The sequence below is a fragment of the Synoicihabitans lomoniglobus genome (assembly GCF_029023725.1).
GTDB lineage: Bacteria > Verrucomicrobiota > Verrucomicrobiia > Opitutales > Opitutaceae > Actomonas > Actomonas lomonigloba.
In genome coordinates this window covers 610,082-625,245 of record NZ_CP119075.1, presented here as the reverse complement: position 1 = coordinate 625,245, position 15,164 = coordinate 610,082, and the positions used below count along the sequence as shown (strand labels likewise).

The 15,164-nt window shown below is 61.7% G+C and carries 4 protein-coding genes; 3 read left to right on the top strand and 1 reads right to left on the bottom strand.

What is annotated here, in order from left to right:
• The first annotated feature begins 3 nt into the window (after positions 1–3).
• From PXH66_RS02435 to ectB, 3 genes are read left to right on the top strand one after another with little or no spacing between them, the layout of a single operon-like run.
• Entirely contained in the window at positions 4–9,084 is a 9,081-nt protein-coding gene (locus PXH66_RS02435; protein ID WP_330930235.1) for an amino acid adenylation domain-containing protein, read from the top strand.
• A 5-nt stretch (positions 9,085–9,089) separates the two neighbouring features.
• Positions 9,090–12,494 (top strand): amino acid adenylation domain-containing protein, encoded by a 3,405-nt coding sequence (locus tag PXH66_RS02430; RefSeq protein ID WP_330930234.1) that lies wholly within the window; start codon positions 9,090–9,092, stop codon positions 12,492–12,494.
• A 45-nt stretch (positions 12,495–12,539) separates the two neighbouring features.
• A complete protein-coding gene (gene ectB / locus PXH66_RS02425; protein ID WP_330930233.1) occupies positions 12,540–13,820 on the top strand; it encodes a diaminobutyrate--2-oxoglutarate transaminase in 1,281 nt (426 codons plus the stop codon).
• 31 nt (positions 13,821–13,851) lie between these two features.
• Here ectB and PXH66_RS02420 read toward each other — a convergent pair whose 3' ends face one another.
• Complete coding sequence (locus PXH66_RS02420; RefSeq protein ID WP_330932208.1) at positions 13,852–15,150, bottom strand: hypothetical protein; 1,299 nt, start codon at positions 15,148–15,150, stop codon at positions 13,852–13,854.
• Between the last annotated feature and the right edge of the window lie 14 nt (positions 15,151–15,164).

The following is a 15,164-nucleotide window of genomic DNA, read 5'->3' as shown; positions in this document are numbered from 1 at the left end:
ATCATGGATGCCGATTCAATTCCCTCCGCTTCGTCTGACGACGCCTTCGACCAAGTCGATGACGAGCTGTTGGCCATGCTGCTTGATGAAGAAGGCGATGCCGTCGCCGAGTCTCCGCGTTCGATCCCCGTGCGCCCTTCGGGGGCGGAGCCGGTGCTCTCCTTCGCCCAACAGCGGCTTTGGTTTCTGCAGCAACTCGAACCCACGAGTCCCGCCTACAATATTTCGGTGGTGGTAAAGCTCGGGCGCGCGGTCGCGGTGGAGCAATTGGCGACGGCCCTGGCCACCATTGTAAAACGTCATGACGTTTTGCGCACGGCCTTCCCGGCCATTGACGGCCGCGCCCATGTCCGGCGTCACGACGAGGCGCGAGTGGCGATCGAAATCATTGATACTTCGCCCGGCGAATTGATGAGCGCAGCGGCCGAAGTCAGCCTGCGCCCGTTCGACTTGGCCCAGGCACCATTATTGCGGCTTGCCCTGCTGCGCACCGGCTCGAACGAGCAGCACGTGGTGTTGGTGATGCATCACATCATTTCCGACGCCTGGTCGATGGACAATCTGGTGCGCGAACTGGGTCTGATTTACGGGGCCGCATCAAAAGGAGCCGCACCGGCCCTGCCGTCCTTGCCCATTCAATACGGCGACTTTGCGGCTTGGCAACGGGAGCGACTCGACGCGGGTCTGCGCGACCTTCAACTCGCCTATTGGCGGCAGCAGCTGGCCGATCCCACGGAGTTGGAACTGCCCTGCGACCGGCCGCGCCCTGTTCGGCCGGATTACACGGGGGCCAGTATACCGTTTACCGTGTCTCCGGATGTCGTCGTCAAGCTGCGTCAGCTCATTGCCGACACCGAGTCGACTTTCTTCATGGCGATGCTGGCCGTCGGCCATGGCTGGTTACATCGCTTGAGTGGGCAGAACGACGTGGTGCTCGGCGCTCCTGTCGCCAATCGCGGCATGGCGGCCTTGGAGCCGTTGATCGGATTTTTTGTCAATACCCTGGCGCTGCGGTCCCGAGTGGACGCGGAAACCGCTACTTTTCGCACGCTCTTAAACGCCGCCCGTCAAGCCACGTTGGATGGTTTCGCTCATCAGGATGTGCCGTTCGAGGCTATCGTCGCGGAGCTCCTGCCGGACCGCGATGTCACCCGCAATCCGCTGTTTCAAGTCATGTTGACCGCGGACTCAGCTGGTCCGGACCACCCCGCTCCACCCGAGCTCGGTCTCGAAGCCATCGAGCTGCCCGCCGCCGTCGCCAAGTTTGACCTGACACTATCGCTGCAGGAATCGGGGGCTGGCATCAGCGGGGCGTTGGAATACGCGACCGCTTTATTCGACGCCGCTACGGCCGAGCGATTTGTCGCGCAGTTCCAATTCAGCTTGGAGCAATTTGTGGCGTCGCCCGATCGCCCGCTCGCCCAGTTGCCACGGCTGCCTCCCGCCGAAGCACAGCAACTCTTGGCGTGGGGAGCGGGTCCATGCCCCGACTATCCGTCAACATCCCTTGCGGCTGTTTTTAATGCGACCGCCCAACGTTTTCCGACGTCCGCCGCCCTGACATTTGGCGACCAGAGCATCAGCTATCGCGAACTGGCCCGACGATCCCATCAACTCGCCCATGTGCTGCGTTCGCGCGGCGTGCAAGTGGACCAGCCCGTCGGGGTGTGCCAGGAACGTTCGCCGGAACTGGTGGTGACGCTGTTGGCAATATTGCAGGCGGGAGGGGCATATCTCGCACTCGATCCCGCCTACCCGACTGAACGCATCACAGCCCTGCTGGCGGCGGCGGATTGCTCCATAGTCGTGATTGACCCGGTTCATCGCGAACAAATGCCATCCGACGTCGACATCATTTGTCCGACCGAAATATCCGCCGAAATTGACTCCGCCCCCGCTCAGCCGCCCGAGGTTGAAATGCGACCGGACCACCTCGCCTACATCAGTTTCACCTCCGGCTCGACCGGCACGCCCAAAGGCGTCGCGGTGCCGCATCGCGCGGTTTTGCGTTTGGTGCACGGCGAGGTCTTTGCCCGCTTCGGTCCCGACGAAGTCTTTTTATTGATGGCTCCGATCGCATTTGATGCGTCGACCTTGGAGCTGTGGGGACCACTCCTCCACGGCGGCCGTCTCGCGATCATGGCGCCCGGCACGCCGACCTTGGAACAGATCGGGCAAACAGTGAAGGCGCAGGAGGTGACGACGCTCTGGCTGACGGCCGGACTGTTCAACCTCATGGTCGATGAACGCGTCGAAGACCTGCGCGGCGTGCGGCAGTTATTGTCGGGCGGAGATGTGCTGAGCCCGCGACACGTGGCCCAGGCCTTGGCCGCGTTACCCCATACCCGACTGATCAACGGCTACGGTCCCACTGAAAACACGACCTTCACGTGTTGTCATCGCATCCTTACGTCCGATCTGAACCACGGTTCGATACCAATCGGCCGCCCCATCAGTCACACCACCGTGGCGGTGTTGGACGACTCCCTCCGGCCGGTGCCGATCGGCGCCGTCGGCGAACTTTATACCGGCGGTGACGGACTGGCCCGAGGTTACATCGGCCAGCCCGAGCTCACGGCGGCCGCGTTCGTGCCGCATCCGCAACTACCAGGCGCACGACTCTACCGCACGGGCGATCGCGTGCGCTGGCGGGGAGATGGCACGTTGGAATTCATCGGCCGCGCGGACCGGCAAGTGAAGATCAATGGACACCGGATCGAGCCCGGGGAAGTTGAGGCTGCGCTGGCAGCGTTGGCTGGAGTCCACGCCGCTGCGGTCATGGTGGATCAGGGTTCCGCCCGCAAACGCCTGATCGGCTACGCCGCCTCGACGAACGACGCCGAGACCTTGCGCGCTGCGCTGGCGGAACACTTACCCGATTATTTGGTTCCTCCCGTGATCGTGACGTTGCCCGCCTTGCCCCTGACGCCCAATGGCAAGGTCGACCGTCAAGCGTTACCGCCGCCTCCGACAAATGAAGAGCTTGAAACGGTGGCACCGCGCAACGAAGTGGAGCGCGTTGTCGCCGAGATCTGGGGCGGCGTGCTGGCGTTGGAACGCATCGGCATTCACGCCAACTACTTCGCCAGTGGCGGTGACTCCATCGGTGCGATTCAAGTGGCGAGCCGACTACGTCGTGCCGGATGGACGATTCGCGTTGCGGACCTTTTCCAACACCCGACCGTGGCCTCGCTGGCCGCATATTTGGACCGCAACGTTTCAACCACCGCTCCGACCCCGCGCTCCGCGCACGTGGGTCCGGTGGCACCCACGCCCGCCCAAGCATGGTTTCTGCAGCACTTCACGACCGCACGACATCACTTCAACCAAGCGGTTCTGTTGCAACCGCGCACCGCGTGGAATGACACCAAAATTGCCCGGGCGGTCACGGCGGTGTGGCGTCACCATGATGCCTTGCGCACCGTCTTGCGCGGAGACGTTCTGGAAATTCTTCCCCCATCTCATCCGTGTGAGCTTGTCTGCATAACGGTGCCCGATGACGCAGCCCGTCTCGCTCACACCGAAACGATTCAACGCGGTTTCGATTTGGCGGACGGCCCTCTATTCCAGGCGGTGCATTACCGACTCCCGGGCAGGGAACGCCTGCTGTTGGTTGCCCATCATCTCGCGGTCGATGGCGTCTCATGGCGTCTCATCATCGAAGATTTGACGAGTGCGATGGCAATGGACGCACCGGAACTTGGTCCCCGCCCTCTCAACATCCACCGTTGGAGCACCGCGGTCGCGGAGCAGGCACATGATCATCTCCTCTATTGGCGTAGTGTCCTCGCGCGCCCGGTCGCGCCGTGGCCGGCCCCGCGATCTGATACCCCCAACCGGTTCGGGAACACGTCCACCATCGGCACCCGTTTAAGTGAGGCCACCACCCGCAGTTTGTTGACCGAGGTGCATGCGGCTTTTCACACCGAGGTGGACGACTTTCTGCTGTTGGCCCTGGGCCGAGCGCTGCAGCGGTGGCATGGAGGGGCGACGACACGAGTCATGTTGGAAGGCCACGGCCGCGACGCACGTGCCGACATCCCTCCACCGGAACATACGGTGGGCTGGTTTACCGCGTTGCATCCGTTCGTTCTGGAAATCGTCGAAGGTGATCTCGCCCGCCAACTCAAGTCGCTGAAGGAAGCCCGCCGTTTGGTTCCCGAGCATGGCAATACTTTCGGTCCGAGTGCGTTCCTGAGCAACGCGACCGAACTGAGCACAGCCACCGCCGAGATTCCGATTTCCTTCAACTATCTCGGGCGGTTCGACGACGAGGCCGAGAGCGAACTGCGCTTTGCGGAAGAATCTTCGGGCTCTCCCATTGGTTCCGACGTCACGCGTCCTCACGAAATCGATGCAGGAGCGGCCGTCACCGGAGGTTGTTTGGGCTTATCGCTGACCTTTGGGGTGGAACGCGTGAACGCGGACGCGATGCAAACGTTACTGGATGACTGGGCCGAAGAACTCGACGCCCTCATCCGCTTCACGACGTCCGACATCGCGCCGGAGGCGACTCCCGCGGACTTCACCTCGCCCGTCTTTCAACTTCCTGAATATGAATCCTTCCTGCAACGACACGGTTGGTCGGCGACAGCGGTGGAGGATGTGGCCCGGCTTTCGCCCATGCAGGCGGGGTTGTTGTTCCAATCGGTCTTTGATGAGACCTCGAGCGCCTACTTCGTGCAGATGGCCTACCGCTTGCGCGGGACATTGGACGCCAGTGCTTTCGTCGCCGCGTGGCACGAACTCGCCCGGCGCCACACCATTCTGCGCACCTCGTTCGTGCACGAAGACACGCCGGAGCCCGTGCAAATCATCTGGCGCGAACGCGTCCCCGTGACCGCAGTCCACGATCTGCGCCACCTCGATGCGGACGAGCAGCGCACCCACATCGCGGCAAGCCGCCAGGAGGATTTAGCCCGACCGTTCGACCTCGCTCACGATGCCTTGTGGCGAGTGACGATATGGCAGTTGGCCGACGACCTCACTGAAATCGTCTGGAGCTACCACCACGTGTTGCTCGATGGTTGGAGTCTGGGCCTCGTGCATCGCGATCTTTTCGCGTGCTACGCCGGAAACTCCAAACTGGAGCCAAGCATCCCCTACCGCGACTACGTGCGTTGGCTCGAACAACGTCCGCCCGAGGCGGCCCGTAATTTCTGGTCGTCCTACCTGAATGGATACGACGACGCATCCCCGCTTCCCGCCGAACCCACCTCGACCATCACGCCCGAACACCACGAGTATAGCGTCGAACTTGGCGAATCCCTCAGTCAGCAGCTACGGAAACTCGCCACCGACACCGGTTCCACTCTGGCCACCCTGATGCAAGCGGCGTGGGGCATTTTGCTGGGACGGCTCAATCGAACCGAGGACGTCGTTTTTGGCGCCATTGTTTCCGGTCGCCCGGCGGACCTCGCCGGCGTCGAGCGCATGGTGGGGCTGTTCATCTGCGCCGTGCCGGTTCGCATCACTTGCGGAGACGATAGGTCGTTTGGAGATCTGCTGAAAACCGCCCAGCGCGACGCGTTGACCGCGGAGCCGCATCATCACCTGCCACTTCCGGAAATCCAAACGTTCACCCCGTTGGGACGGAAACTGTTCGATCATCTCCTGGTGTTTGAAAACTTCCCCATTGATCGCACCACGACGGGTGGCTCCGCCGCTGCGCCGGTGATCGAACACGTCGAGGCGCACGACCGCACCCACTACGACTTTGATCTGACCATTGATCCCGGGACCTCGATCAGTCTGCGCTTTGGTCATGATCGGGCGGTCTACGGAGATGATCAGATCGCGCGACTGGCCGCTCGTTTCGAGACCCTGCTCGTTGGTTTGGTCGCAAACCCTCAGCAGGCCATCGGGTCAATTTCCTGTCTGCCCCAGGCAGAGCACGAGCGAGTGACGATCACGTTCAATCAAACCGGCACCGCGGTGCCGAACCAGGCCACTTTGGTCACGCTACTGCAGAAGGGTCGGTCCGATCACCCCCACGCACTGGCAGTGGTCCAAGGCGATACGGCGCTGACCTATGAGGAATTACACCTGCGTGCCGACGCGTTGGCCGAGCAGTTGCAGGCCCGCGGGGTGAAACCGGAAACCGTCGTCGGACTAAGTGTGGGACGGACGCCCGACATGATCATCGGTGTGCTCGGCATCATGAGGGCCGGCGGCGCGTATCTGCCGCTGGACCCGCTTTATCCCGCCGAGCGCTTGCGCGGAATGCTGGCGGATGCCGGAGCGCGTATCGTGGTGACCACTCGCACGGATGCGCAGGCCTTGCCGGTCGACGCAAAAACGATGGAAGTGCTTCATCTGGAGGAGGTGCCAGTGCAACCGGAACAGGATCTGTCGCCGGTGACCCTGCAGCCCCACCATCTCGCCTATTTGATTTACACTTCGGGTTCCACCGGCCGCCCCAAGGGCGTGGCCGTCGAACACCGTTCATTGGTCAACGCCGCCGTAGCTTGGCGGGAAGGCTACGGTCTGAACGCACCCGGAGCCGCCCCCCGCATTCTGCAAATGGCCAGTCTATCCTTCGATGTTTTCGCCGGAGACCTCATTCGAGCGTTGACCAATGGAGGCACGCTTTACTTGTGCGACGCCGACACCCGCCTGGATCCGGAGGGACTGGTGGCGTTGTTGCGCGAGCACCGTATCACCCAGTTTGAAAGCACCCCCGGACTGATCCTGCCCCTGATGGAACACGCACGGCACACCAACACGGATTTGCCTGATCTGGGAATGTTGATTCTCGGGTCCGATACCCTGCGCGCCGCCGACTATCGCCGACTGGTCACCGACTTCGGTCAAGGGCGTCGCATCATCAACAGCTACGGGGTAACCGAGGCGACCATCGACACCTGTTTCTACGAGAATGCCTCTCCGCCGGAATCACGGGGAGACGAGTCCACCCCCATCGGATGTCCCATGGCCAACCAGAGGCTTTATGTGCTGGATAGCCGCGGCCAACCCGCGGGCATTGGCGTGCCCGGAGAGTTGTTCATCGGTGGGGACGGGCTCGCTCGCGGTTATCATGCCCGGGATGAACTCACCGCCGAACGCTTCCCCACGCTTGATCCGGGTGATGGCAAACAACGACTTTATCGCGCCGGGGACCTCGCGTGCTGGCGAGCGGATGGCAGGTTGGAGTTTCTCGGGCGCAGTGACCGCCAGGTCAAAGTGCGGGGCGTGCGCATCGAACCGGGCGAAATCGAAAGCAACCTACGCCACCTTCCGAGCGTGGCGGACGCGTTGGTCGAGGCCCGCGATATGGGCGGTAACCTGGAACTCGTGGCCTACGTGGTGCCAAAATACGCCGAGGCCAACCCTGTCGCTGCCTGCCGCGACCATCTGCGCAGCACGTTGTCAGCCGCGATGCTGCCCGGACATTGGGTAGTCTTGGATCGCCTGCCCCTCTCCCCCAACGGCAAGGTAGACCGACGCGCCCTGCCTGATCCCGACCCGGCCCTCGCCGCGCCGTCCGAGGATAAGATCGCACCGCGCACCGCGACCGAAGTCACCATCGCCAAACTCTGGCAGGACGTGCTGCAGGTTTCCCTCATCGGCGTGGACGATGACTTTTTCCTGCAAGGCGGCCATAGTCTCAAAGCGATGCAACTACTCTCGCGCATTCAGCGCGACCTCGGGGTGCGCGTGCCCATGCGCACGTTTTTCGACCATGCGACCATCGCCGGACTCGCCACCCAGGTGGACGCCAACCGGCGCCCCAATACGGCGGAATCAGGCGACCGGCAAATCCCTCTCGCTGCGCCGGCGCCGCACTATCCGCTCTCCTACGCCCAGCAACGCTTGTGGCTGCTGCACCAACTCGGTGGCGAGACGGCTTACAACATGCCGGAAGCTTATCGGGTGGACGGTCCACTTGACCCCACCGCGCTCGAACAAGCCATTGCCCGTGTGATCCAAAGACATGAGGCCCTGCGCACGGAATTTACGGAAATCGAAGGCGATCCGGTGCAACGCATTCACGCCGACGTTCCGTATACGCTCAACCGCGTCGACCTGCGCGACTCAAGCGACGCCGAATCCGAAGCTCGTTCCATCGCCGACCGGGAAGCGGTCGCCCCCTTCGATCTCAAGACCCCGCCACTGCTGCGCACGACCTTGTTGCAACTGAAGGATGATCGCTGGGTTTATCTCCAAACGATTCATCACATCGTGGGAGACGGTTGGTCGGGCAACGTGCTGTATCGTGAAATTTTCGCCGCCTATGCAGCCGCCATGAGTGGTGCCACGCCTCCGCTGCCCGCCCTGCGCCTGCACTACAAGGATTTCGCTTGTTGGCAAAAAGCCCGCGGTTGGGACCGCGAGGAAAGCTATTGGTTGCATGCATTGCGCGGCGCCCCCTCCGCCCTGGCGCTGCCCTACGATTTCCCCTCGACCACCGAACGTGACTTCCGGGGCGATCATGAGAAACACACTCTCGGGGCGGTTGCCACCGCCGCGTTGCGTCGTCGCGCCACCGAACGGCGCACGACCGTCGCCAACACGTTGCTGGCAGTGTTCGATCTGCTGTTGTTTCAACTCACGCAACAGCCCGACTTTTGCATCGGCGTGAGTCACGCCAACCGACACCACCCCGACTTGGAAAACTTGCTCGGCTTCTTCGTCAATCTGCTGCCCGTCCGTGCGCGCCTTGATGCCTCGATGGATTTCGACGCGCTGCTCAACCAGGTCGTGGAAACGGCCGACGCCGCTTTGGAACATCAGGAGTATCCCTTCGACCTCATGGTGCAGCAGCTCAACCCCGATCGCGCCGCCAATCGCCAGCCGTTGCTCAACATCGTCTATGCGTTTCAAAATTTCGCCGATGTTCACGTGGACATCGGGGTGCCTCTTCCCAGCAACACGCCCTCCCCGAACGGCCCCGAGATAACCCCGTTCGATCATACGTTCCACACCTCCAAGTTCGATCTCACCCTGTTTGCCAGCGACGACGGAGATACCATCGAGCTCGTGCTCGAATACGACGCTGGTCTCTTCAAAGCCGCCACCATCCGCCGCTATCTCAGCCTGCTCGATCGCTTCGCCGACATGATCGGTTCGACGCCCAATTCCTGACAACCATGAAACTCGGAGACTTCAATCTACTCGCCGACGACGAACAACGTGACGACCTGCTTTCTCTCGTCCAGAGCTTCAACGACAACGCCACGGCCTATCCGCGCGACTCCACCATTCCCGCCGAGTTTTTTCGCCAGGCCACTTCGACCCCGGCAGCAATTGCCATTGTCGGTCCCGAAGGCAACCACACCTACGCGGAGGTGGCGGCCCAGGCCAATCGGATCGCCCGTTTGCTGTTGGATCATGAACTCGGCCCCGAAGGCTTTGTGGGTGTCATGCTTGATTCGGCGTTCGACATCGCCACCACATTGCTGGGCATACTCACGGCCGGCGGCGCCTATCTCCCGCTTGACACCGATATGCCGACCGCACGTTCGGGGCACATGCTGCGCGAGACTCAAGCCCGCGCCCTCATCGGCAGTCGGCGACACATCCGTCGCTTGAATCGATTGCAATGGGAATGTCCGGAGCTGGGTTTGCTGTGTTGTCCTGACAGTCCCGACATCCACGCGGAGCCTGAAGGCATCGGCGAGTTCATGCGCGAAGAAATCTGGGACTTGGTCGGCGACCAAACCGTTGACGATATCTCCGGCGGTGGATGGCGCAGCAGTTTCACCGGCGAACTACTCAGCCGCGAAGTGATGGACGCATACGGCGTGAACATTCGTCGCAAACTCTCCCCGCTGCTGCGTCCCACCGATCGGGTCCTCGAAGTGGGCTGCGCTTCCGGCATCAGCATGTTTCGTCTGGCCCCGCTCGTGGCCGCCTACCATGGCACCGACCTTTCCGCCCGTATCCTGGCTTGGACCCGGCAGGAAATGACCCGCCGCGATGCCACCAACATCACCCTGCAACACTTGCCCGCTCACGCTCTGCGGGAGGTGCCGACCGCCGACTACGATGTCGTGATCATCAACAGCGTGCTGCAGTGTTTCAGCGGCGTAAACTATCTGCGCGACGTGCTACGCCAGGCCATCGATCTCATGCCCGCGCAGGGCACGTTGTTTCTCGGTAATGTCTGGGATCAGGACACCAAAGTCGCGTTTGAGACCGAACTTCTGGGCTATCAACGCGAACATGCGGCGGAGGGGGTCCGCACCAAGGTGGACCGCTCCGAAGACTTGTTTGTGTCTCGAGCATTCTGGCGCGACCTCCAATGCGACTGGCCCGAAATCGCGACCATCGAATTTTCAAACATGCTCGGCGAAGCGGAGAGTGAACTTTCGCGTTTCGGTTACGATGCCATCCTGCGCATCGACAAGTCCGCGGCGACAGTCCCGAACCCCGTCGCCAAGTCCAAGCAACAACGAGACGCGCGGCAACTGAGCGAACTGTCGCCTGCCGCGCTGCCGGAACGCGCCCGGCCCACCGCACTCGCCTACGCCATCTATACTTCGGGCACGACCGGGCGGCCCAAGGGAGTGCTGGTCGAACATCGCGCCGTCCTGAGACTGGTGAAGGAAACCAACTTCATCCGGCTCTCCGCGACCGATCGCATCTTGATGACCGGGGCCCTGGCATTCGATGCGTCGACGTTCGAGATCTGGGGGGCGCTGCTCAATGGGGGGGCGTTGTGCCGACCGCCGGAAAAGGCGGTGCTCGACCCCGAGGCCCTGAAACAACTCATCACGACCCATGGTATCACCACGCTCTGGCTGACCTCGAGCTTGTGCAATCAACTCGCCGACGCCGACCTGTCGTTGTTTGGCGGTCTCCGCACCCTGCTGGTCGGCGGGGAAAAACTGTCGGCGCCGCACATCAACCGCATCCGGGCGGCGCATCCGCAGCTCACCGTGATCAATGGCTACGGACCGACGGAGAACACCACCTTCACGTGCTGTCATCGCATCGACCGCGACCATTCCGAAAACATTCCGCTCGGTAGTCCCATTGCGAATACATCCGTGTATATTCTCGATACCCGGGATCAATTGGTCCCGGTCGGAGTGGCCGGTGAGATCTGCACTGGCGGCGATGGACTGGCGCGCGGATACTTGGGAGATTCCGCCCTGACGGACGCAAAATTCATCCCGCACCCGTTCAGTGAAGACAACACCGCGCGATTGTATCGCACCGGTGACCTCGGGCGTTGGACCGCCAACGGCACGGTCGAGTATCTGGGTCGAAAGGACGATCAGGTGAAGATTCGCGGGTTCCGGATTGAGCCCGGAGAAATCGAAACCCGCCTGCGGCAGCTTGACGACGTGCACGATGCCGTTGTCGTGGCGCGGAAAGCGATGGACAAATCACTGGCGTTGGTCGCTTACGTGGTCGGTCCGACCACGATCGAATCCCTGCGATCCCACCTCTCGCAGGCTTTGCCCGCCTACATGCTTCCGGCTCAGTTCGTTTTTCTGGACGCGTTGCCACTCACCCCCAACGGCAAGGTTGACCGGGCGGCCCTGCCACCGCCGGAGTGGACCACCGCCGATCGTCCGGGGAACCAGATGGCACCGGTTACTCCCACCGAAAAAACGGTGCTCAAACTCTGGCAGGAAGTCCTCGAAATGTCTGCCATCGGCGTCACCGACAATTTTTTCGATGTCGGCGGACATAGTCTCAAAGTGACCAAACTCGCCGCCCGACTGCGCGAAACCTTCGCCCTTTCGCTTCCCCTCACCGCGTTGTTCAAAGCCACCACCGTGCGCGCCCAAGCGGAGTTGCTCCTCGACCGCGCTCGGTTCGGCACGGAAGGCATCGACGATCCCATGGTGTTGCTCAACCCCGGGGACGAAAATCGTCATCCGTTCTTTCTGTTCCCTCCCGGCACCGGCGACGCGCTCGGCTACGTGCAACTGGCGCAGGAGCTCCCGGACTACGCCGTCTACGGTTTCAATTTCATCGTGGCAGCGTCCCGCTTGGGTGACTACGTGGATTTGATCACGACCACTCAGCCCGACGGATCCATCGTCCTGGGCGGATACTCCGCCGGCGGCAATCTCGCCTACCACGTCACCGCCGAGCTCGAACGCCGGGGCCGCCGGGTGGCCGCCATCGTGATGTTTGATAGCGCACAAGTCGTGCACCCCATTACTTTCCCCCCGGGCGAGTGCGAGAAAGTCACGGCTGCTTTTCTGGATCACGAAAGCATCCGGCCCTACGTCTCCACCCCGCTGTTACGCGACAAGGCAGCGCGCGTCATCGCCGCCTACTACGACTTGATGAGTCATAGCACTGATCAACATCAAGTTGCAGCCGACATCCATGGCATGGTCTGCCAGGATTCGGTCGACCACATTGATGAAAATAACATTCCGTTGACTCGCACCCATGGGTGGCGCGACGTCACCCGGGGAAGTTACCGCGTTCACCCTGCACAAGGTGATCATAATGCCATGCTGTATCCACCCTATTTGAGTCCCAACGCACAGTCACTGCGTGACATTTTGACCAATATCACGTGTTAATTTAGTCGAGCTCGTGCTGGCCAGCATCCTGCCAACCCCTCCCACATGAACATATTCCAACGGCGCGAATCGGAGATTCGGTCCTACTCCCGTTCCTACCCCACCATCTTCGAACGCGCGGAAGGCGCGCGCCTCTTCGATCGTGAAGGTCGGCCCTACGTCGACTTCTTTGCCGGCGCCGGAGCGCTCAACTACGGGCACAACCCGCCCGCCATGCGGGAGGCCTTGATCGCCTATCTGCAGGAGGGCGGCGTGCTGCACAGCCTGGATATGGCGACTGTCGCCAAACAGCGCTTTTTGGAGCGGTTTGAAGAAGTCATCCTCGAGCCCCGCGGCATGGACTACAAGCTGCAGTTCACCGCGCCCACCGGCACCAACGCGATCGAGGCGGCTCTCAAACTCGCCCGCCGCGTGACGAAGCGCCGCAACGTCATCGCCTTCACCAACGCCTACCATGGGTTGAGCGCCGGGGCTCTCGCCGTCACGGCCAATCGTCACTTTCGCCATGAAGCCTGGACTCAACGACTGGACGCGAGCTTCATGCCTTTCGACGGCTATCTCGGAGCCGGGGTCGACACCCTCGCCTACTTGCGTCGTTCCTTATCGGATACATCCAGCGGCATCGACCTCCCGGCCGCCATCGTCCTGGAAACGGTGCAGGCCGAAGGCGGAGTCAACATTGCGCGGACGGAGTGGTTGCAGGGTGTTGCCGACCTTTGCCAGCAACACGGCATCCTGCTCATCGTCGACGACATCCAAGTCGGGTGCGGGCGCACGGGTAGCTTCTTCAGTTTCGAACGCACCGGCATCCGGCCGGACCTGATTGCACTTTCCAAATCAATCAGCGGGTGCGGTCTGCCGATGTCACTGCTGTTGATCAAACCCGAACACGATCAATGGAAACCCGGTGAACACACCGGCACGTTCCGCGGTAACAATCTGGCCTTCGTCGCCGCCACCGAGGCGCTCAACTACTGGGCCACGGCTGAATTCACGGCTCAAATCGCTGCCCGCGGCGCGCACATGTCCGCACGTCTGCATGCGCTCGCGGCCGAGTTGCCGGAAATCGAGGCCAAGCCCCGCGGAGTCGGCATGATTCACGGCCTGGAATTCAAACAAGCCTCCCGTTGTCAGGCCGTCGCCAGTGAAGCCTTCCAGCAGGGTTTGATCATCGAGATCTGCGGCTCCGGCAAAAACGTGCTGAAATTTCTCCCGCCGCTCACCATTGATGAAGCCACCCTCGACGCCGGAATCGACATCGTGCGGTCGGCGGTCTTGGCCACCGCGAAGGGTAGCCCGGCGCTGACCACCGCACCTTCGGAATAGTAACACCATCAACGAGCGCGATCAGGCAGCGTCACTCGACGATGGTCACCACCGCGTCGGTGTCGCCCAGGAATCGAACAATATGATCATAGATTTGCTCGACTCCCGCATCCGCCGCTGACGCCACCACCACATCAATCGTCGCACCTTCATCAGCGACCAAATCGTGGCCGACGAACCGAACCGGAGATGTCAGCCGCCGACGGGCGACGACATCCGTTTCGCGGTTGTAATCGAAAATTTCCAAATCGGTCGATGCCGACGTCCAGGTGACCACAATTGCCCGTGTGATTTGATAATACCCGGCCAGCTCTTGGAGGGCCTCCACCGGATCCACCTTCTGACGAATCAGCAACGTCTCCAGCTCACTTTTTACGGTGAACGCCAGTCGCGCCACTTCGCTACCCACCAGTCCCTCCACCCGGCCGAACCACAACCAGCCCGTTTGATCATCTCCTCCCGCACCATGCCAGCGGGAGCATTCGCTCGCATCGAACAATCGGCTCATCACTCGGCGTCCGGCAATGTGTTGATCAATTGACGGCATCACCTCAGCCCGGAACGCCTGCGCCAGCACCCCACTCGTGCGAAACACCTCATTTTCAATCATCGCGCGCCGAAATTTCAGTCGATACTCGTGGGTGAGGCCATCCAACACTCCGAACGACTCGCTCAACTCCGCGAATTCTCTCACCCGCAGATCATCCGGCGCGACATATTTGCCCTCCCCGACCGCACGAGCCGACGAAATCAGGCGACGCACATCACCAGCCAGTAAGCGACTGACCAACCAGGCCAGTATAACGCCCAGTATAACAATCCCCACCACGCGACGTAGGTTGCCCACTTCTTGGTGACGGCTTTCGGTCAACCAGTCATTCGCATCGAGTTCACACTCCACCCAACCTTGAAGCTGCCCGTCAGCGGACCATACCAACGCTCCGCCCCGGGCCACGGCCGAATCGGCCGATTTCCTAATGAGTTCCCCGACGGCACTCTCTTCAGTTCCCGTCGCAACCTCCGCTTGCATCCAACGCGCATCCTCCACCTCTCCCGCGGCCGGAGAGACCCAACGATGCACGCGTCGCCCCGATTGATCCCACAGCTGGATGGCGCGGACGAACTTCCAATACTCAAATCGCACTTCCGCACGTTCCAGCCGTTCCTGCGCCGCCGCACTTTGGGTCGGCCACGATTGACCATAAAGATACTCCGCCAGCGAAACGGCCATGGTGCGCGCTTGGGCTTCCGCCCCATGGCGCAGCTCTCGGGATTCCAACAACCAAGACACCCCTGATCCCGCGATGCCCACGACCAGAAAAAGTGGCACGATTCCCCAGAATG

What these genes read in the sequence shown, in the direction of transcription:
- PXH66_RS02435 (WP_330930235.1), top strand. Translation starts at nt 4, where the DNA reads ATGGATGCCGATTCAATTCCCTCCGCTTCGTCTGACGACGCCTTCGAC.
- PXH66_RS02430 (WP_330930234.1), top strand. Translation starts at nt 9,090, where the DNA reads ATGAAACTCGGAGACTTCAATCTACTCGCCGACGACGAACAACGTGAC.
- ectB (WP_330930233.1), top strand. Translation starts at nt 12,540, where the DNA reads ATGAACATATTCCAACGGCGCGAATCGGAGATTCGGTCCTACTCCCGT.